A 20,990-nucleotide genomic window follows, 5' to 3' on the forward strand; every position below is an offset into this window, starting at 1 on the left:
CAAAATCAAACAGCTGTAGCAACAAATCGAACTTATTAAATCTGGTATCAGCCTGATTTTATCTTGTAATTAGAGTTTAATCAATTAACTTCTCTCTTTTTATTTTACAGTGTGTCTTAATGCTTGAAGACTTACCAACCCATTATATCACGTTTGTCAATATTTTTCTGTAACCTTCTTTACTTTTTTATGATAAAATATTTCTTATGAAGATAAATACAGCATTGGGCCTCTTGGCAGGCAAGTCCTCCCACTTTGTTCTCAGCAAAATGGGGCGTGGATCGACTCTGCCAGGGAAAGTTGCCCTGACATTTGATAAAAACATTTTACAAAATCTAGCGAAGAACTATGAGGTCGTGGTTGTTACCGGAACCAATGGTAAAACTCTGACTACAGCTCTGACAGTAGGCATTCTCAAGGAAGCCTTCGGAGAAGTGGTGACCAATCCCAGCGGTGCCAATATGATTACCGGAATCACGACAACCTTCCTGACCGCAAAGAAAGGCAAATCTGGTAAGAATATCGCTGTGCTGGAAATAGACGAAGCCAGCCTATCTCGGATTTGTGATTATATCAAGCCTAGCCTCTTCGTCTTTACCAATATTTTCCGAGACCAAATGGATCGCTATGGTGAAATCTACACGACCTACCAGATGATTCTGGATGCTGCAGCTAAAGTACCTGAAGCGACTGTACTGATGAATGGTGACAGCCCCCTCTTTAACTCGGTCAGCCTGAAAAATCCTGTCCGCTACTATGGTTTTGACACGGAGAAAAGCCAGGCTAAGCTAGCGCACTACAATACCGAGGGCATCCTCTGTCCCAAGTGCGAGCATATCCTCAAGTACGAGCTCAACACTTATGCCAATCTAGGAGCTTACATCTGTGAGGACTGTGGCTTCAAGCGTCCTAAGCTAGACTATAGCCTGACCGCTCTCAAGACACTTGAGCACAGCCGCTCTGCCTTTACCATTGATGGTCAAGACTATCAGATCAATATTGGTGGCCTTTATAATATCTATAACGCCTTAGCCGCTGTATCAGTAGCTCATTTCTTTGGTGTTGAGCCAGCTACTATCAAGGCTGGCTTTGACAAGAGCCGAGCTGTCTTTGGCCGTCAGGAAACTTTCAAAATCGGTGATAAGGAATGTACCTTAGTCTTGATTAAAAATCCAGTCGGGGCGACCCAAGCTTTAGATATGATTGGACTTGCGCCTTTTGACTTTAGCTTGTCTGTCCTGCTCAATGCCAACTATGCGGACGGCATTGATACTAGCTGGATCTGGGATGCTGACTTTGAGAAGATTTTAGAGATGGAGATTCCTCATGTGATTGCAGGTGGTGTGCGCCACTCTGAGATTGCTCGTCGACTGCGGGTAACGGGCTATCCAGCAGATCAGATTACTGAAGTCAAAGATTTGGAAGCAGTTTTTAAGACCATTGAACAGCAAGAAACCAAGCATGCCTATATCTTAGCAACTTATACTGCCATGCTGGAATTCCGCGAGCTACTGGCAGAACGACAAGTGGTCAGAAAGGAGATGAATTAATGGTATACAGATCCCTCACTTCTCCTGAAAACCAGGACTATCGCTACGATATAAAGATTGCCCACCTCTATGGCAATCTCATGAATACCTACGGCGATAACGGCAATGTCCTCATGCTCAAGTATGTAGCTGAAAAGCTAGGCGCTAGAGTTGAAGTCGATATCGTCTCTCTAGAAGATGACTTTGACAAGGACAGCTACGACATCGTCTTCTTTGGCGGAGGTCAAGACTATGAGCAAACGATCGTGGCCCGTGACTTGCCAGCTAAAAAGGAAGCTTTGGAAAGCTTTATCAATGAAAATGGTGTTGTGCTAGCCATCTGCGGTGGTTTCCAACTCTTAGGCCAATACTATATCGAAGCTTCTGGCCGTCGAATTGAAGGTCTGGGCATCATGGGCCACTACACCCTCAACCAGACCAAAAATCGCTATATCGGTGACATCAAGATTCATAACGAAGAATTCGATGAAACCTACTACGGCTTTGAAAATCACCAAGGACGGACTTTCCTCTCTGACGACGAAAAACCTCTGGGCAAAGTCGTCTATGGAAATGGCAACAACCAAGAAGACGGCAATGAAGGTGTCCACTATAAGAATGTCTTTGGCTCTTACTTCCATGGTCCCATCTTGTCCCGCAATGCGAACTTGGCCTACCGTCTGGTAACAACAGCACTGAAAAAGAAATATGGCTCAGATATCAAATTGCCAGCTTATGAGGACATCTTAGCACTGGAAAAACAGGAAGAATACGGAGATATCAAGAGCAAGGCTGAGTTTGAATAAATAAACAGGAGAATCACTATGAAAGAAAAATTGCATTATATCCTGCTTTTAATTACCATTCTATTGGTGGCCAGTATTTCCTTGGCCAATATGCAGAGCGTCAATGTTAGCTTTATCCTATTTAGCTTCAAACTTCCCTTAATCATATTGATTTTGGTCTCAGTGCTCCTAGGCTCTGTCACGACCTTTCTCATCAGCATGTTGAAAAATTTCTCACTGAAAAAAGAGCTTAAGAAAACCAAAGAAGCACTTAAAAATTCCCATACAGAAAACTAGGTTGGAAATTATTCCAGCCTAGTCTTTTTGTATTCTCTTTTGATAAAGGTAGGACATCAAAGCCAATCCCATCACTCCAAAACCAATCAGAAGAAAGGAAAGGGTGCGGACACTCGGTAGCAGCGTCATCAGAAAAGTCGCAGGAGGCATGAAAAGAATTGCCAGCGTGTAGATTGTTGAGAAAACTCGGCCTAGATACTGCTTGTCCACCTTGGTCTGAACCTGGCTGAAGAAATGAATGTTGAAAACAGTCATAAAGAGTTCGCAGATAAGATTACCAGAATAAGAAAAATAGGGATGAACCGGCAGCAAGGCAGAGACGCCCATGACTGCGACTCCAACACCGGTCAATAGCAGGGCTACAAGTAAGTTGACCATACTGGCCTTGACCTTGCTGGCTAGAATGGCTCCAATGATTGAGCCTATAGCACCCAAACTCAGAATGCTTGCATAAGAGCCTGTCTTACTGTAGAGCTGATTGGTAAAAGGCAATAGATAATTAAAGGCCGCAAAGAAAAAATTGACTGCAGAAGCTACTAAGAGCAGAAAGAAGATTTCTTTTTGCTGACGGATATAAACTAAACCTTCCTTGATATCTCTCAGGATATTTCCAAGATTGATCGGAGACTTCTGCTTGCTTGGCTCATGATTAGGCAGAAAATAAACCAGGGCAAAAGCCAGAAAGAAGCTCAGCGCATCCAGCTGAAGAGTCACGCGCAGATTTGCATACTGCATCACGATAAAAGACAAAACTGGAGCTGAAACACTGATAACCTGCAAGGCCAGCTCCAGATGAGAATTGTAAGCCACTATGTCTTCCTTGTCCAGAATCTCTGTAATATAAGACTTATTAGCTGGCCGAGAAAAAGCAAAGGCTATAGCCTGAACCACATTAGCAAAAATCAGTGCTCCAATCATGAGCTGGTCATTTGAAATAAAAGAAATCAGTAGACAAAGACCGGCACAAATCAAATCTGTTACCATCAAAACCTTACGTCTGGAAAAGCGGTCCGTAATAGCTCCCCCAAAAGGATTGAATAGGATGGAAGTGACTAGCTCCGATATCTGGTAAATGCCCAAGACCGTTTGTCCCAGAGCTCCCAAAGAAGCAAGCCAGATGCTATTTCCATAGTCATAGAGCATATTTCCAATTTTATTAATAGCAGCCCGTGTAATCAGCTGTGCCGCATTTCGATTCATAAAAATACCTCCTTCCGTTTCTGAAACTATTGTATCAGGAATGGAGGGAGGTCCTTTATTTTTCCCATATTTGGGAAATTATACTTTTACAAACTTATGGAAATGCTCTTGATAATAGGCAACTTGCTCAGGTAGTTCCAGCACTTCAAAGATGTGCATAGCTTCCTGCATTTGCTTGATTCCCTGCTTCTTCTGTCCCTTCTGATAAGCCGCAAAACCCTTGAGATAGAGGAATACATTGCGTTCATAGAGTTTGATGCCTTTGTCAATGATTTTCTCTACGTAAGCCTCAAAATAGCTAGCCTTGTCAAAAGAACAACTTTCCAAACAATGCTGATAACAATTGAGCGCTATAATCAAGACTAATTTCTTATGGCGACCAATTTCTTTGTAGTAGTCCTCCCGCTCCATGACTTCCTTGCCCAGACGGTAGACGTAGTCCACATCATAGAAGCTATAGAGATTGCCAAATAGGATCAGCTCATACATAGTCCAATCTTCTACTTGGAAGAGATAATCGGCAACCTTATCTAAATCTTCTTGCCTCATGCGAAACTGACTGTCTCGCTGACAAATCAAGCCCTGAAGCAAAATCCAATTCAGTTCATAGTAAAGAGGCGTGTTACTGGCCTTGGCCTTTTCCAACTGCTCCGCTTGCAAGTCTTGAAATCCCTTGATGTCATTTGAGTAGTAAAGAGGGATAATCTGACCCATCATGGCCACATGCTCATGCTGCTGGAAATTCCGAGCCTTGTCCATAAAATTTTCAAGAGTCACATGAATATTATCCAAAAGATCTAAAAATTTCGAGAGGGTCATATCCGACTCACCCAGCTCAAAACGAGACAGCTGAGAAGTCGAGCAAACCTGCCCCGCCGCTTCCTTCAAAGAATAATGCCCATTTAAACGAAAATCGCGAAAAACTTTGCCTAAATCTTCCATTTGTTTACCACTTCAATTTCTTTAATTGCTGTTTCGATTCCCTAGTCGCTCTTTCAAAACTACCTTCACTGCCCCCTGTTCGGATTTTATTTTCAGACGAGGCTCTTTTCGTCAAAATCTTATCGGCTGAAAATCAGAAAAGGCAAATTCTGCTAAGAATCCTGTCTACTTATCTATATTACCCATACCAATCGTTCTTTTTATCTGTTTTTTAATAAATCCTTGTGTTTTTTCAAGTACCTCTTCCCATACCATTCCTCTACAGTCTTACCTTCCCACTCACGGTATTCTTCGGAATATTTCCATTTATAATAGGCTTGGAGAAAATATGGTAAACCTATAAAAACAATTATTGCAATCACCACAATATTAGCAAAGACCCATAGAAGTAAAAAGCCCAATGCTTTCATGGAATTTGAAATATCTACAGTAAAGCTTCCAAAAATATATTTTATAACAATACCAATCCCTAAAATCCCCATGCCGTAAATAGAAATTATTTTAGCAATCTTATCACGAAAAGTCACTTGTCTATCCTCATCATACATAAGCTTTCTTAATCCTGTTAACTCCGTACTAAACATCATGTAAGTGAAGATCACTATTACTCCATAGATAGCAATAATTTCCCAAAATGCCAAATTTGCTAATAGAATGTCAATAACTATCAGATCTATTTCTAATAAAAACCAAAGCATAAATGTAAAAGCATGAAACTGATAGCGATAAGGCAAAAGATAAGTTCGTTTCATAAATTTCCCAATCACTACGAATAGTAGCCAAAGTATAAGAAAAATCAAAAAAACATTTACCGTCAACGACACGTGCTCAGCTATCGGAAGAGTCAAAGTCTCACTATCATGAAACTCCATTGATACAACAAGCAACATAAAGTTAAATCCAACAGGAAAAATTAGACCTAAAATAAAACTTCGAATTCGAAACCAAAGGGAAGCTTGGCCTTTCTTAAAATATTTACCAATTTTATCATGTTGCTCCTGTTGTAACTTTCGGAATCCATCATCTTCCAGATTCAAACTCTCTTCAAAACTAGCATTAAAAATAGATCTTTTCTTCATTTTTTTCACCCAAAATACCAATACATTTCCTATTCCATACGATGTCTAGAAATTGCTGCCATAACGACCACACCTTCATTAGGGTTCAAATAATCTTTCACTTTGGAATTCATAACAGCAAAAATTTTTAAAACTCATACTTCCTATTATGAAATTTTATTATATCTATTCTTTCTATATCTTTCAACAACCATAAACCATCGAACCATATTGTTTTGCCATAATACTAAAGCTCCTACTGCTGTCATAATACCTATAAAGCTTAAAGTGATAATCTCACTGCCGATAGGTGTACCTATCATATTAAAAACTAGAATAGATATAACTAAAATTGGACTAATCAGCCCCATTAAAGCCATAGATACTGTGAAAACCCAAGCAACTATCTTCTTACCAAGCGTAACCTTCTTATCGCCAAAATTACCCCAAATAAGATTAGTATCAACTGCCCGTCTAAAATTTTCTTTACTGGTTGGCTGTGCCAACTTAACATTCTTATAAAGGGCTCGCTCTACTATCACCAGCAAAAGACTACCTTCCAGAAACCAAACAATTAGAAAATAAACCAAAGTACCATAGCCATAGACACCACCAAACAATCGTGTCTCAGGAAAAAGCTGCATCACACCACTAAAAGCAATCAGAAATGATGTAATTAAAATGATTTGTTTTCGATTGCCACGCGATGCCTCTGTATTCAATAGTTTACTTTTAGGAGCTGCTAAGGGGTCTCTTGGCTTTTCTACATTTACATAAATAGCCTGGCCATCACTTTCCCCTATATAAATAACTTTCCTAAAAAACATCCTTTTTCTTTCCTCTCTATATACCAACAATTAAAACAAGTCAGGTTGATATAATTCTAAACTGGTTTATGATAATCGAACGAATTGGTAACATAGGGTTATAACTTCCTATTTTCATTTTCTAATTTAGCATTTAATTCATCTATAATTTTTTTATTTATAACAGTCTTAACGAATCCATTCCATATAATATTTGGAATCAAAGAAAGCAATATAGCAAGTATAGTTAATTTTATCATGAACTCTATGATTGTACTTGGCATAAAATAAAACCAATACACAAAAGGAATAACTGCAAAGACAATAAACAAAAATACTAAGATATTTGCAAGATAAGGTGTTTTTATCTGTTTCAAAACATCATTATGTTTTAAAGTTATATCGTGTATAACTTCAAAATATTCTTTCTGGACAGTACTACTGGGAGCTTCAATCAAAGGATAAGTATTTCTAATTGAAACCATCCATAATTCAAAAGATATAAACAACAAAATTCCTAAGATTATCGGTAATAGAAAAGAAAAAAGACCGAACTCTTTTTGAGGAACAATGTAATTATCAGAATAACCAGCGATAAAAGCCATAATCGGGACAATCAAAAATGGCGAAGACATCCAAGTAAATCTGCCAATTTTCTTAGCTATGTTTTGGTGATTCCCTATGCTTTCCTTATCGAGCCTTCTCCAAACAATATCTCCTGATAAAAGATAGTACTCTGCAGCTAAACCTGTTCCTTTTAAATTAGTTCCCATGCCATTATCAACAGCAAATAATAATCTTATCTTTTTTACCACGGCCAGCTCCATCCTTGCTTTTTAGGTTTAATATTCCGATCTAGTTCTTTATTTATAGCACTTCCTAAAGGTAATAATTTTTTACTCATTTTCTTCTCCATTCTCTTGTGTTGTTTCTTCTTGTAGCTTGCCGCTTTTGACTAGCTTTTTATAATATCCTTTGCTATACCACTCTCTATCTGAAATCTTTAAGTAGGATTTATACTCTTCCGGGTACTTGTGGATATAGTAGGCTTGAAAAATATGCACATTCATCATAAAAGCTATAAAATAGGCGCCAATGACAAACCAAACCACCAAAAATAATCCAAAAATATAAAAATACCAAAGGACCGGTAGTTGATTCACTAGATGATAGAACAGTGATACCGGAAAGAGAACTACCATCGTTCCGACTGTAATCATCATAACGTTCTCAAGAATTGACTTTTCTTCTTCATCGTTCAGTCTCCTTTTCAGATTCTGGATACTATTAGTAATAATCCAGAAAAAGAGAACGATTCCTAAGACGAGCTGAAACCAGAATCCCACTAATGTATAAGCATCGTAAGCTACCGCACTGGCAAAATAAAACCCTGATATAAAAGCACAAACTGACATTGAAAAATAAAAAGGAAAATAGGTCCAAATCTGACTGCTCAAGCGTTTCTTGGGCCAAAAAACAGGGATAGAACCAAAAAGGAAAATCAGATAGAAAACAATACTGATTGGCCGCATTATTTGCCCAATTGTTTGAAACAAAGAAACCGATTGATGAGAAAGATAGTGTACTTCTCCACTTTGACCTACACTACTTGGCAAAGCAATTAATAGAAAGTAAACCATAATTCCAAAAAAGATAAATATGCAAAATACGACCGTAAACAAGCGATTGATGATCCCCATATGAATAGGATTTGGCATACCGGCTGTTAAGGCAAACTTTCCGTTCGTTACGATTTTCTTACTTCGTTCAAAGTCTGCACCGAAAATACTGATTTTTTTCATTTTTAATCTCCTAATTTCATCTTATCTAAAGTCTAACTTCGTTTAAGATCTTCCATTTGAGGATAGGAAACAAATTATGTTACCAAACAGCAACTGTCGCAACAACTACTCCTCGCTCCGTTAAAGATATAGCACTTGCTTTCTGCGATTCGACTGTTTTACCTAACACCTAGTTACAAGTTTCTCTCTGTTTCTTTCTTAAACAGGATTTTCCCTTGGCTGTATAGCTTCATAATCTTCACAAAACGAATCGGGTTGTTTTGGTTGTACAACAAAAAGAGCATGAAGAACATTAAACCTGCTCCCCAAAAATCATAGCCTTGTTCAATCGGTTGCCCGAATTTTTGAGTGCACTCGTAAAAAACATACAAATAATAGATCGCAAAGGCAAGTATGATGTAACGAGTAATTCGATAAATCGTAGCAGATGCCTCAGCTGGATCAAAGTGTTCGTCCCTCACCATCAAATTATGTGACACTGCATAATAAAACACCTTCTCTGTTGTCGGCTGAGCCTTGCGCACATTTTTATAAAGTCCTCGCTCAAGAATTGCGGTAAACAATAGAAACTCAGCCAGCCACAATAGTAACACATAGCTCAAACTAGTCCAGTTATAGACTCCAATAGATAGAGCTGAAGAGAATCCAAAGAAACCCGATCCACCTGCCATAAAAAGAATAACCATTTCAGGAATATAGGCATTGGTCTTACGTGCTCCTTCCGTATTGAGTAGGAAACTTTTGGGAGCTGCTAAAGCCTCTCCAGTCTGCTGGTCATAATAGACAGCCTGACCATCACACTCGCCAATAAATACTCGACGACGTCTAAGAAAAAACATTCTAACCTCTTTCTAATTACTTATTGATGTTCTGTTACCAAACTTTATAATCTCTACTGCTTCACTCACTTTTATTTAATTTCAAATCAGCTAAGCCCCAGCTTTATAATCATGTAGCTCTTTTGTCACGATAGCTCCATCCGGTCCGACGCTCACTTCTAGATAGTCATCTGGATTGTCGTCGGCTTTACATATCACATTAAGTTTTCCAGCACGGAATAAATCCAATATATCAAAACTTTTGGGAAGATTGTTCTGATTATATAATACGAAAGAAATACCTAATAAAAGTCCAGTTGCAATAATTTTAAATATTTCTCCTCCAATAGAATTACCTAACAAGTCTTGATAATTAAAAATAAAATCATAGGCATAAAAGAATCCAACCAAGGGTACTAGAAAAATTAAACCTCTTATCAATCGCGTAGCATTGCGGCTATCTTTTTCACTCATCTCCATCTCTGCCTCCACTTCCTTGGCTTCGTCTGACTTTTCCATAATCACCCGACAAACCGTTTGAGAGGTAACTTCCGCTCTATTGACATTTCGATACAAGGCACGTTCTACAAGGATAGTAATGAAAGCAAACTCTGCTATCCATATAAGAATAACACTCCAAAAAGTTGTTATGGTATATGTTCCATGCAAGAATAATCTAAAGAAAGAAATTATTCCTCCTCCACTAGACAAAAACAGGACAACTAAAAGAGGTATATGCCGATTCATCCTGCTTGATTTCTCTGTATCTAATAGTTTACTCTTTGGTGCCTCTAAAAGTTCGTGGGTCTTACAATCAAAATAAATAGCTTTATCGCCATATTGATTAAAAAACATACGACGTCTTATAAAAAACATTCTAACCTCTTTCTACTTAACTATATACATCTTATTACCAAATCTCTGGATTGAAAAAAGGATAACGCCACGGCCAACAATAACTAATTTCTGGGTTCCTTCTTCCAAATAAACAATACTTCCTAGCGGTAATAATTCTTTAGATTTACTCATTTTCTAATAACTCCTTATGTTTTTTTAAATATTTTTTCCCATACCATTCCTCTATAGATTTGCCTTCCCACTGACGATATTCTTCTGGGTATTTCCATTTGTAGAAAGCTTCTAAAAAGAAAGGAAATTCCATAAAAGTGAGTATGGCAATTAGGACGATATTCAAAATAATCCATGTCAAGAAAAGCCCCATGCCTTCTATAGAAGTTGAAAATTTTATAGAAAAACTTTTCAAAATAAAGTTAATAATAACACCAATTCCCAAAATTCCCATTCCATAAACAGATATCATATTGGCAATTTTATCTTGCAGAGTAAGAGATTGAATCTTCCCGTAAATTCGTTTTTTTAAACTTCTGATTTCACTACTCAACATTAAATAAGTCAACAATACTAGAAACCCAAAAAGTGCCAAGATACCCCATATTGATAATACCGGTAAAGATATAGTGATTGCCAGCAAATTAAATTCTAACATAAACCATATCATAAAAGTTATGATATGAAAGCGATAACGATAAGGAAGAATATAAGTCCGCTTAAAGAATTTACCCATTAATACCATTAACAACCAAATTAATAAACAAATTAAATAGACTTCAACTGTTAGTATAGGATGTTGAGAAATAGGCAATCTTAAATCCTTAGGATCAGAATCATGTAAGGACATCGCAAAAACAAATAACATGAAATTTACACCTATCGGAAACAATAAACTGAAAATTAGGGTTTGAACACTAAACCAAAAGGAAGGTTTCCCTTTCTTAAAGGCTCTACCAAGTTTATTATAATAATCTTTTTTCTGATACTGTAAAAAAACCATCATCTTCTAAATTGAGGCTTTCTTCAAAACTGGCTTTAAATAATGATTGTTTTGTCATAAATTATTACCCGAATCCTAGCTCCTTACCTATGCCACTAAATATCTGATAAAATACAAAATATCTCGGTATTTTTCCTGACATTATTTCATTTCTTTCTAGATGATTCTTCATTGCTCAATCTTAGAATTCTGAAGACAAATGAATATCTAGATTTTAAAACACCAAAAGTCCATTAATATTATCTATGCAATTCTTTTGTCACGATAGCTCCATCCGGTCCGACGCTCACTTCTAGATAGACATCTGGATCGTCATCAGCTCTACATATCACACTAATTTTCCCCTCCTCAAACCGTTGTGACAATTTCAAGATTCTAACAAAGTAATTTTGATTGAACGCAACAAAAGCAATTCCCAACAAAAGACCTGCAAATATAATTTTAAAAATCTCTCCTCCAATCGGTTGCCCCCACAAGTCTTTAAAGCGGGAAATAAAATCATAGACATAGTAGAAACCTACTGCAGGAATAGTAAATAAGAGTGCATTAAAATATAAAAAAGCACCTTTACTAAAACCTTTTTCCGTCTTTTCCTCTTCGTCTTGATTTTCGTCATCCGGATAAATCATAGTAGTCAGACAAACTGTTTGAGTAGTCACTTGAGCTATATTGACATTTCTATACAAGGCTCGTTCTACAAGGAGAGTGACAAAAGCAAACTCTGCTATCCAGATAAGAATAACACTCCAAAAAGTAGTCATGCTATAAGTTCCTTGTAAAAATAGACTAAAGAAGGAAGAAATGCCACTTCCGCTAGCTATAAAGAGAACAACTAATAGAGGAATATGTCGATTCATCTTATTTGACTTCTCTGTATCTAATAGTTTACTCTTTGGCGCCTCTAAAACTTCGTGGGTCTTACGATCAAAATAAATAGCTTTGTCATAATATTGGTTCAAGTAAAAACGACGTCTTCTAAAAAACATTCTAACCTCTTTCTAATTAACTATATACATATTATTACCAAATCTCTAGATTGAATACCGGTCAGGATCATTTTGCATTTGCAATATTGGCTAATTTTTCAATTCTATCATGAAGGTCTTCTACATTCAAATTTTCTCGAAGGTATTCACAGAACATTCCATTTTCATAAAACATTTGCTCTGAAAGCTGACCTTTTGGTTCATTAGGGCACTGAATCATAACAATACTGAACACTCCACCAGGACCAGTATTCTCGATTGCATTCCCCTCAAAATGATAGGTGAAAGCCCGAAATTGAGAACCATTATAGTTACCTGAAATTACATAGGCAACTTTTACTAGATTTCCACGACCAAATGGATAATGACTAAAATTAGCGTATTTTGCTACATAAGGATTCTGAAAAAGTTTCAGTGTGAGGTCATTACTTGTTTTTTTGCTTAGAGTAATCTCTGTAATAATCGTTACCTTGTGCTTTGTCAAATTGATAGCCGTGCTCGGAAGCGAAGGCTTGGTATTCTTTGTTCTTTTTAGCGGAATGACTAATCGCCCAATAAACAATCCAACCGACAAAAGCAAAAATTGCTAGCATTGCAATCATAAATATTACTAGAAAATCCATCATTATCTTCTTGTTTTCCTTAATAAAGTGCTTCAGTTATCAAAAACCTTACTAGCATAATAACTGAAGCACACTGAGTACGATTTTTTCCTGATGTTTACTACAGACTCTATAAAGCTCATTCCTCATGGAAACTGCTCACTCCTACAGGCTGCTCGTCTGATTCTATTCTTTACCTAGACCTTCTCCGCTAGTTCTTCCCATTCTAGCATGGCTTCTTCTTGGGCAGCGGTCAGCTGGTCGATTTGCTGCTGGCTCTCCATGAGTTCACTTGCATCATTGGTTGCCTGCATAGCTTCCTGAAGCTGACTGATCTGGCTGTCCAAGTCCTCGATTTGCGCTTCCAATTGCTCTAAGCGGCGGGCTAGCCGGCGCTGTTCTTTCTGGTTTTCCTTTTGAAGCTGATAGTCATTGGCAGGTGCTGGCTTGTCAGGACTAGTCTGCTCCGTCTCCTCACGCAAGGCTTCCTGCTCTGCCTTTTTCTCTAGGTAGTAGTCATAATCACCCAGATAAAGGATGGAGCCTGTCTCAGAGAGCTCAACAATCTGTGTGGCCACGCGATTGATAAAGTAACGGTCATGGCTGACAAAGAGTAGGGTGCCGTCAAAGTCAATCAGGGCATTTTCCAGCACTTCCTTGCTGTCAATGTCCAGGTGGTTGGTCGGCTCGTCTAGGATGAGGAAATTGTTGTTTTCCATAGACAGCTTGGCTAGAAGCAGCCGCGCCCGCTCTCCACCCGATAGCATGCCGACAGACTTCTTGACATCGTCTCCCGAGAAGAGGAAAGCGCCTAAGCGATTGCGAATCTCGACCTCTGGCGTCAGCTTGAAGTCATTCCATAGCTCATCAAGAACTGTATTGCTGGGAGTCAATTTGCTCTGGGTCTGGTCATAGTAGCCCACTTCCACATTAGCCCCCAGCTGCTCCTTGCCTCTGATGAAGGGCGCTTGACCGATTAGTGATTTAATCAGGGTTGTCTTTCCAATCCCATTTGGTCCGACAATAGCTACCGCATTAAACTTGCGAATGTCAAGGTTAATTGGCTCCGACAGGACTTCCTCACCATAGCCAATAGCTGCATCTTCCAAAGTCAGAACAACATTGCCTGAAACCTTATCCGATTTGAAAGTCATATTGGCCGAGCGACCGCCGGTTTCGGGTCTGTCCAAACGCTCCATCTTTTCCAGCTGCTTACGACGGGACTGAGCTCGCTTAGTTGTGGAAGCCCGAACTAGATTGCGATTGACAAAGTCCTCCAGCGCAGCGATTTCTTTCTGTTGCTTTTCATAGTTCTTGGCTTCAGTGGCCAGCTTCTGCTCCTTTTGGACCACAAAGCTGGAGTAATTGCCCACATAGCGATTCAAGGAATGCTTGGTCAAATCCAGCGTGATGGTCGCAACCTTATCTAGGAAATAGCGGTCGTGGCTGACGATAATCAGGGCACCGCTGTAGTTGACTAAGTAAGTCTCTAGCCAGGCAATGGTCTCTATATCCAAATGGTTGGTCGGTTCATCCAGCACTAGCAGTTCTGGCTTCTCCAAAAGCATCTTGGCCAGAGCCAGACGGGTATTCTGCCCGCCCGACAGCTCAGAAATCTTCATCTGCCACATGGACTGGTCAAACTTGAAACCATTCAAAATAGCTCGAATATCGGCCTCGTAGGTAAAACCACCTTTCTGGCGAAAGTCCTCTGACAGCTGATCGTACTGGGTCATGAGAGCAGTCAGCTCTTCCCCTGACAATTCTCCCATTTGCAGCTCCATCTGTCGCAAGCGTTTTTCTTGCTGACGCAGACTATCAAAGACCAGCAGCATCTCGTCGTAGATAGTATTCTCCGACTCAAAGTGGCTGTCCTGTGCCAGATAGGACAAGGAAAGATCTCGTTTTTTATTGATCTGACCTGCGCTTGGCTCCTCCTCACCCACCAGGATCTTGAGAAGGGTTGACTTCCCAGCTCCATTTTTACCGACGAGAGCAATCCGATCACCCTCATCTACCTGCAGGTTAATATTGTCAAAAAGAAGCTCCCCTGCAAAAGAGCGCTCAATCTTGCTTGCTTGTAAAATAATCATAAGACCATTATAGCAGATTTCCAGAAGCACAGCTATCAGAATTCAAGAGAAAGCGAACTCAGCTCCCCAAAAGAAAAAGAGAGTGGGACAGAAATCGGCAATTCGTTAGAATTCGATTTCGTCGTCCCACCTCCGCACAGTTGAGTAGGGCTGTAAAAGCTGATGAAATCAGCCTAGTAGAGCCCACTCAACCACTGCGTCTTGCTCGACAATCCAAAGACAATTGAGAGGCTAGGACTTTTGTCCCAGCCTCTACATAAAACTATTGAGAATAGATTGATTCTGCAAAATCAGATAAATTCCCAGCAGAATCAGAACCGCAAAGACAACAAATTTAATCATTCCCTTAATCAGACGAATAACCAGAAGGATAATCATGGATCCGACTAGCCACATAAAGGCGGAATTGTGAAAAAATCCCTGAACTGCCTCAATATTCTGGCCGAAGAAGACCTGAATGGGCGCCGGAACATGATTTTCCCAAGCCGCTGTCACTCCTAGCTGGTTGGCAATCTCATTGCCGCTTTTCCATAGCCAGACAAAGATTCCTGAGTTAAAAACAAAGAGAAAAACTTGCTCTGGAAAGTGTCGAATCAAGTAAAAAATAGATTTTAACATAGGCTTACGATTGATACAAGTCTTTTACAGCCTGGATATCTGTCGGCTGGATACTGTAAAATGAGCCTGCTGACTGCATCACTGATTCCTCCTCATTATGGTCTAATCCGATAGCATGGCCCAATTCGTGCGCTGCTGTATTGACAATCCGCTCATGAGAATAGGCATAGCGACTGTCCAGCAGGTAGTAACTATTAAGGCGAACCGTGACATGGGTAAACCGCTTGGTTAGGAGATTGGTCTGCGACTCAGCTTCACCAGCTGCACTGATGTTGCCATCGTTCATCTCCGTTGCAACAATGTCCGCCTTGTCTTTGTCATTGATGATTTGAAAGGTGAAGGCACCTGTTTGATTCCAAGAATCTATGGCCTCCTTATAGGCTGAACGGAAGGTTTCATTATTTGTATCGATATAAATCGTGGCGCTTGGCTGATCCCAACGAGCCCCTGTTGTTGCATGCTCATCTGTCAGCTGATCTGTTTGCGTCTCCTCACTGCTATGAAGGCCCGTGGAAATGCCTTGGTGATTTAAAAATTGATCCACTCTGCCAACAGCAGTCTGAACAGCCTGCGTCAGTCCCTCTGTACCCGGTTCTGTCGAAGTGGTAAAATAGAAAATTCCGACAATAACCATAAAGCTCAGGACAAAGGACCAGGCAAGTCCCCAAACCACGCGCCCAATCAGACGCATGAGGAACCGGATGCTTTTAAAAATAAGTCCCATCGCAACCTCCTTTACTAGATTGTAAGAGAACGTTGATTTTACCACCGCTTTCTTAAAGAAGGCTGAAAAATTAGCCTTCTCTCTATCTATTAGTATAAAAGAAAATGACTACAAATCTGCAACCATTCCTTTTCATACTATTGAATACTCTTTGCAAATCCATTTTTGAGTATAAAATCAAGAACCCGTGTCCAGACTGACCCTGCCACTATTATAGTCTAGGCGAATCCCCTTTTGCACATTCGGGACAAAGACATTGAATTCCAGACTGCCATCGCTGGACTTGGCCTCTAAATGTGACCCAACCGGTACTAAATCTGTCCCCGTAGCATAGATCAAGGTTACCCGGTAGCGCACCCGCTTGTTCTTATCCAGGGCCTTCCGGATCTTTGTCTCGTAGTAATTCTGCCCTGTTGAATCCGCTTCATTGGCTTGGTTGGACCAGGCCGTCTGCACAGCGATATTGGCAGGATTGCTAGTAGAGGCATCAAAACCCTTCAAACCACCAATCAGCGAATAGGCCAAGAGATGTCCTCGGTCCACAGCATGATTGTACTCACCAGGGAGGTTCTTGAGTTGATGCCAGCCTGCCGGTACCCATGAAGTGTTGGCATTTCCAGTTTCTTCTCGTTTTTTGTACTGGCGGGTAGACTTGGATAAAAAGGCATTCGCCACTGTCGGAAGGGTTTGCCCTTGAACAAGCTTGGTTTTATTGTCAGCGTAGGGCTTACTAGAAATCCCCGCATCCAAGTCTGTCTTATTTCCATTCACGATAAAGGCGCCAGCTCCATTCCATTCAAGGCTGCCTTTGAGCTGAGCTCGGACAGCATCCGTCAGAACGCTCTCAGCCAGTTCCCGACTAGGAGTGCCCTGATCTTGGACTTGTCCAACTCTGATTTCTAAATTTGGACTTTGAAGTGGCTGCTGACCATCCTGTCCCCAGAAATAGCCAGCCAGAGCTAAAATCAAGGCTAAAGTCAGCCCAGCCCAGCCTTGCAGACTATTAGTATTCCTTTTCTGACTAGTCTTTCTTTTCATCTTCTTTCTTTCAACTTAGCAAACTGGATTCATTTCAGCTAGTATTTTCGACTAGGAGCTAGTTCCCAGTAAACTTCCCGATTAATTCTTGCCAGGTTTCTGGTGACCAGATAGAGCCCTTACCGTTTCCGATAACATTATAACCAATCATCAAAGCCACAAAAAAGAGAATCACAGCTACCAAAAGAACCAGTAAAACAAGGCCAATCTGCCGGCCTAAATATTTAAGATTTTCACTCATCGTCTTCTTCCTTTACACGCTTCACTTTGGCTCCCAAGGCTGCCAATTTCTCATGGAATTTATAGTAGCCTCGGTCTAAGTGTACCAGCTTGCTGACCTTAGTCTCGCCTTCGGCAATCAAGCCCATCAAAATCAAAGTCGCACTGGCCCGAAGGTCTGTTGACATGACTTCAGCTCCCTGCAGGCTGCTACCACCCCAAATCCGAGCTGTATCTCGCATAATATCAGAGTGCAACCCCATCCGACGCATTTCCTCCAGATGCTGGAAGCGATTCTCAAAGACAGTCTCAATCATCGTAGACTCACCCTTGGCCATGGCCATCAGCGCCGTAAACTGAGCCTGCATATCGGTAGGGAAGCCCGGATAAGGAAGGGTCTTGACCGAAACCGGTCTCAGCTTCGAAACATCAGAACGAATCCGAATCCCTTCATCTTCCTCTGTCACTTCCACTCCCATTTCCTGCATTTTGGAAAGCAGGGGACGATTGTGCTCCCAAATGGCATCCTCAATCAGCAGGTCACCGCTGGTCATAGCTGCAGCAACCATAAAAGTTCCTGCTTCGATACGGTCTTGAACCACATTATGCTTGGCACCCCGCAGCTGATCCACTCCGACAATAGTCAAAGTTTCGGTACCTGCTCCTCTGACCTTGGCTCCCATTTCATTCAAAAAGAGGGCTAGGTCAACGATTTCAGGCTCCCGAGCAGCATTTTCAATCACTGTCGTGCCTTGAGCCAGCGTTGCGGCCATCATGATGTTTTGCGTTGCTCCCACACTGGGAAAGTCCATGTAAATGTGGGCCCCCTTGAGCCGCTCTGCCTTCGCTTCGATATAACCCGCTGTCTGGGTAATCTGAGCGCCCATAGCTTCAAGACCTTTTAGGTGCAAGTCAATAGGCCGACTGCCGATCGTGCATCCGCCCGGCATGGAAACCTTAGCATGACCATTACGAGCCAGGACTGGCCCCAAAACAACGATAGACGCCCGCATTTTACTGACGTATTTGTAAGGTGCCTCCTCAGACAAGGGCTGGGTGGCATCCACAACAACTGTATTTTCTTCCTGATTAAAATCCACCTGAGTGTTTAAACCGCGGACCACATTGTTCATGGTAAAGACATCAGACAAGACCGGAACATTTTTCAAAACAGACTTGCCCTCGCTGGCCAATACTGTCGCTGCTAAAAGAGGCAGCACCGCATTTTTTGCTCCTTCAATCTTGACCTTTCCGACTAAACGATTATCTCCACCTTGAATAATAATTTTTTCCATACCGATTCCTTACTCTAAATTTTTAAAATCATCCATACTATCATACCATAAAATCAAAAATATGACCTTATAAAGTACCATTAAAAATCGCCCGACTCATATCGTAAATACCAATGAAGAAAAGGCTGACTAAATAGCCCAAGGCAATGCTAAACAAGAGAATCAAAAAGCGAATCTTCACCGCATTATCGGCATTAACCTTGAAAAATCTCTCCCACTCAACAACCGTTGACAGCAGATGAAAGGCAAAGAAAATAAAGAGCAAATGACTGCATAATTTAAAAACAACTTCTACCATAACTTTTATTATACCACAAGACCAGAGTAAGAGACGAACTAAACAGTCCTGCCCTTTTTCTTTGGAAAAGAAAACTGAGACAGATTTGCCTCAGTTTTGCGTATTCAGTTTGTATTCAAGAAACCAAATCTCGTCAGATGACGGATGACTTCCATCAATCTATGTAAAATAGCTTCTTATAATCTTGTCCCGACATTAAGCCGGTTGATCGCCCGCTGCAGGGCAATCTTAGCCCGGCGTTCTTGGTCAATCAAATGCTTATCATGTGCTTCTTCGATTTCTTGCTCAGCTCGGAGCTTAGCCCGCTCAGCCCGACTAATGTCGATATCTCGCGCTCGCTCAGCAGAGTCCGCCACAATGGTAATGACATTGTCTGCAATTTCAATGATTCCTCCGTTGACCGCAATCCAGTCGATATGCTTGTCATCATCAACCCGGCGCACCTTAACCTGATCCACTTCTAAAACAGCGATGGTATTGATATGGCGGGGCAAAATCCCCAACTCACCATCAATGGTCTTTACGGAAACAAATGCAGCATGGTGATCATAAATAAGACCATCCGGTGTCACGATTTGTACTGTCATTTGAGCCATCATTCACCTCTTAGAATCCCATTTTCTCAGCCTTGGCCAATACATCCTCGATGGAGCCCACACCACGGAAGGCGTCTTCTGGCAGCTTATCGTGCTTACCTTCAAGGATTTCCTTGAAACCACGAACCGTTTCAGCTACTGGTACATAAGAGCCTGGCTGGCCGGTAAATTGCTCCGCCACATTGAAGTTCTGTGACAGGAAGAACTGAATCCGCCGCGCACGCGCAACCAGCGTCTTCTCATCGTCAGACAACTCATCCATACCAAGGATAGCAATGATATCCTGCAATTCATGATAGCGTTGCAGAACCCGCTTAACCTCTGCAGCCACTGCATAGTGCTCTTCTCCGACAATCTCAGGAGAAAGGGCACGCGAGCTGGAAGCGAGTGGATCCACGGCAGGATAAATCCCCAGCTGAACCAATTTCCGTTCTAGGTTGGTCGTAGAGTCCAAGTGAGCAAAAGCTGTCGCTGGTGCTGGGTCAGTATAGTCATCCGCTGGTACATAAATAGCCTGGATGGAAGTAACGGAACCTTTCTTGGTTGAGGTAATCCGTTCTTGTAACTGTCCCATTTCTGTAGCAAGTGTTGGCTGGTAACCAACGGCTGATGGCATGCGTCCCAAGAGGGCAGATACTTCCGAACCAGCCTGCGTGAAGCGGAAGATGTTGTCAATAAAGAGCAGCACGTCCTGACCTTCCACATCACGGAAATATTCCGCGATGGTCAGTCCGGTAAGAGCAACCCGCATCCGAGCTCCTGGTGGTTCATTCATCTGACCGAAGACCATGGCGGTCTTTTCGATAACGCCAGACTCTTTCATTTCCCAGTAGAGATCGTTCCCTTCACGCGTCCGCTCTCCAACACCAGTAAAGACAGAAATCCCACCGTGCTCTTGGGCAATGTTGTGGATCAATTCCTGAATCAGGACTGTCTTCCCAACTCCGGCACCACCAAAGAGACCGACTTTCCCACCTTTCAGATAAGGAGCTAGCAGGTCGATAACCTTGATCCCTGTTTCCAAGATTTCTGATGAAGTCGATAGTTCATCAAAGGTCGGTGCCTTCTTATGAATCGGCTGGCGCTCTGCATCCTCTGCAAAAGGCGCATCCAAGTCAATAGTGTCTCCTAGGACATTGAACACCCGGCCCAGAGTTTCCTTGCCGACCGGCACAGAAATCGGACGACCAGTATCCAAGACCTCCAAACCACGCGTCAAACCATCGGTCGACTCCATGGCAATGGTCCGCACCACACCGTCACCAAGCTCAAGAGCTACTTCAAGGACGATTTTTGATTTTTTCTCATCATTTTTATAGACTACAAGTGCATTATTTATCTCAGGTAGCTTGTCTCCGGCAGCAAACGCAACGTCTACGACCGGTCCGATAACCTGAGCAATTTTGCCTGAGCTCATGTTTTTTCCCTCGTT

Annotated in this window: 21 protein-coding genes and 3 pseudogenes; 3 read left to right on the forward strand and 21 right to left on the reverse strand. The window is 41.2% G+C overall.

Annotated features, from left to right (window positions below; all coding sequences use genetic code 11):
• Positions 1–206 precede the first annotated feature (206 nt).
• The 3 genes from murT to RWS24_RS01025 are packed head-to-tail and all read left to right on the forward strand — an operon-like array spanning position 207 to position 2,611.
• Positions 207–1,550, forward strand: coding sequence for a lipid II isoglutaminyl synthase subunit MurT (murT, locus tag RWS24_RS01015; RefSeq protein WP_314364680.1), 1,344 nt, complete (start codon positions 207–209; stop codon positions 1,548–1,550).
• Positions 1,550–2,335 carry a lipid II isoglutaminyl synthase subunit GatD gene (gatD, locus tag RWS24_RS01020; protein ID WP_314364681.1) on the forward strand — a complete coding sequence of 262 codons (786 nt, stop codon included), beginning with the start codon at positions 1,550–1,552 and terminating at the stop codon, positions 2,333–2,335. The genes murT and gatD overlap by 1 nt, the downstream gene beginning before the upstream one ends.
• Before the next feature lie 18 nt (positions 2,336–2,353).
• A complete protein-coding gene (locus RWS24_RS01025; RefSeq protein WP_006267878.1) occupies positions 2,354–2,611 on the forward strand; it encodes a LapA family protein in 258 nt (85 codons plus the stop codon).
• An 18-nt stretch (positions 2,612–2,629) separates the two neighbouring features.
• Here RWS24_RS01025 and RWS24_RS01030 read toward each other — a convergent pair whose 3' ends face one another.
• The 21 genes and pseudogenes from RWS24_RS01030 to atpD form a co-directional block, all read right to left on the reverse strand.
• Positions 2,630–3,811 carry an MFS transporter gene (locus tag RWS24_RS01030; RefSeq protein WP_314364688.1) on the reverse strand — a complete coding sequence of 394 codons (1,182 nt, stop codon included), beginning with the start codon at positions 3,809–3,811 and terminating at the stop codon, positions 2,630–2,632.
• A gap of 78 nt (positions 3,812–3,889) precedes the next feature.
• A complete protein-coding gene (locus RWS24_RS01035; protein ID WP_314364689.1) occupies positions 3,890–4,753 on the reverse strand; it encodes a MutR family transcriptional regulator in 864 nt (287 codons plus the stop codon).
• Positions 4,754–4,953: 200 nt separating this feature from the next.
• Positions 4,954–5,832, reverse strand: a complete 879-nt coding sequence (locus tag RWS24_RS01040) for a hypothetical protein (protein WP_314364691.1) — start codon at positions 5,830–5,832, stop codon at positions 4,954–4,956.
• Between the two features lie 146 nt (positions 5,833–5,978).
• The gene (locus tag RWS24_RS01045; RefSeq protein WP_314364693.1) at positions 5,979–6,638 is read right to left on the reverse strand and encodes a hypothetical protein; all 660 of its coding nucleotides are present in this window, start codon (positions 6,636–6,638) and stop codon (positions 5,979–5,981) included.
• 98 nt (positions 6,639–6,736) lie between these two features.
• Complete coding sequence (locus RWS24_RS01050) at positions 6,737–7,444, reverse strand: hypothetical protein (protein WP_314364695.1); 708 nt, start codon at positions 7,442–7,444, stop codon at positions 6,737–6,739.
• Positions 7,445–7,513: 69 nt separating this feature from the next.
• The gene (locus RWS24_RS01055) at positions 7,514–8,419 is read right to left on the reverse strand and encodes a beta-carotene 15,15'-monooxygenase (protein ID WP_314364698.1); all 906 of its coding nucleotides are present in this window, start codon (positions 8,417–8,419) and stop codon (positions 7,514–7,516) included.
• Between the two features lie 173 nt (positions 8,420–8,592).
• Entirely contained in the window at positions 8,593–9,258 is a 666-nt protein-coding gene (locus tag RWS24_RS01060; protein WP_314364699.1) for a hypothetical protein, read from the reverse strand.
• A 90-nt stretch (positions 9,259–9,348) separates the two neighbouring features.
• Complete coding sequence (locus tag RWS24_RS01065; protein WP_314364867.1) at positions 9,349–10,092, reverse strand: hypothetical protein; 744 nt, start codon at positions 10,090–10,092, stop codon at positions 9,349–9,351.
• A gap of 81 nt (positions 10,093–10,173) precedes the next feature.
• Positions 10,174–10,266, reverse strand: a pseudogene (locus RWS24_RS01070) (DUF4176 domain-containing protein); the annotation flags it as partial.
• Positions 10,259–11,147: pseudogene (locus tag RWS24_RS01075) on the reverse strand (hypothetical protein). The pseudogenes RWS24_RS01070 and RWS24_RS01075, both read right to left, overlap by 8 nt.
• A gap of 181 nt (positions 11,148–11,328) precedes the next feature.
• Positions 11,329–12,075 (reverse strand): hypothetical protein, encoded by a 747-nt coding sequence (locus RWS24_RS01080; protein ID WP_314364700.1) that lies wholly within the window; start codon positions 12,073–12,075, stop codon positions 11,329–11,331.
• Positions 12,076–12,142: 67 nt separating this feature from the next.
• Positions 12,143–12,701: pseudogene (locus tag RWS24_RS01085) on the reverse strand (hypothetical protein).
• Between the two features lie 173 nt (positions 12,702–12,874).
• On the reverse strand, positions 12,875–14,770 hold the full coding sequence (locus RWS24_RS01090; RefSeq protein ID WP_314364701.1) for an ABC-F family ATP-binding cassette domain-containing protein: 1,896 nt from the start codon (positions 14,768–14,770) through the stop codon (positions 12,875–12,877).
• 252 nt (positions 14,771–15,022) lie between these two features.
• The gene (locus tag RWS24_RS01095) at positions 15,023–15,388 is read right to left on the reverse strand and encodes a hypothetical protein (protein WP_002906927.1); all 366 of its coding nucleotides are present in this window, start codon (positions 15,386–15,388) and stop codon (positions 15,023–15,025) included.
• Positions 15,389–15,392: 4 nt separating this feature from the next.
• Positions 15,393–16,112: a matrixin family metalloprotease gene (locus tag RWS24_RS01100; RefSeq protein WP_002904157.1), complete on the reverse strand. Its 720-nt coding sequence runs from the start codon at positions 16,110–16,112 to the stop codon at positions 15,393–15,395.
• A 177-nt stretch (positions 16,113–16,289) separates the two neighbouring features.
• Positions 16,290–17,150 carry a DNA/RNA non-specific endonuclease gene (locus RWS24_RS01105; protein ID WP_314364703.1) on the reverse strand — a complete coding sequence of 287 codons (861 nt, stop codon included), beginning with the start codon at positions 17,148–17,150 and terminating at the stop codon, positions 16,290–16,292.
• 58 nt (positions 17,151–17,208) lie between these two features.
• A complete protein-coding gene (locus RWS24_RS01110) occupies positions 17,209–17,391 on the reverse strand; it encodes a DNA-directed RNA polymerase subunit beta (protein ID WP_002917490.1) in 183 nt (60 codons plus the stop codon).
• The gene (gene murA, locus RWS24_RS01115) at positions 17,384–18,664 is read right to left on the reverse strand and encodes a UDP-N-acetylglucosamine 1-carboxyvinyltransferase (RefSeq protein ID WP_314364707.1); all 1,281 of its coding nucleotides are present in this window, start codon (positions 18,662–18,664) and stop codon (positions 17,384–17,386) included. Before murA ends, RWS24_RS01110 begins: the two co-directional genes overlap by 8 nt.
• A gap of 67 nt (positions 18,665–18,731) precedes the next feature.
• Complete coding sequence (locus RWS24_RS01120) at positions 18,732–18,962, reverse strand: DUF1146 family protein (RefSeq protein ID WP_314364708.1); 231 nt, start codon at positions 18,960–18,962, stop codon at positions 18,732–18,734.
• Positions 18,963–19,138: 176 nt separating this feature from the next.
• Entirely contained in the window at positions 19,139–19,561 is a 423-nt protein-coding gene (locus RWS24_RS01125; protein ID WP_002929907.1) for a F0F1 ATP synthase subunit epsilon, read from the reverse strand.
• Between the two features lie 7 nt (positions 19,562–19,568).
• Positions 19,569–20,975, reverse strand: coding sequence for a F0F1 ATP synthase subunit beta (gene atpD / locus RWS24_RS01130; RefSeq protein ID WP_002895993.1), 1,407 nt, complete (start codon positions 20,973–20,975; stop codon positions 19,569–19,571).
• Between the last annotated feature and the right edge of the window lie 15 nt (positions 20,976–20,990).

This window comes from uncultured Streptococcus sp., from assembly GCF_963528215.1.
Classification (GTDB): Bacteria; Bacillota; Bacilli; order Lactobacillales; family Streptococcaceae; genus Streptococcus.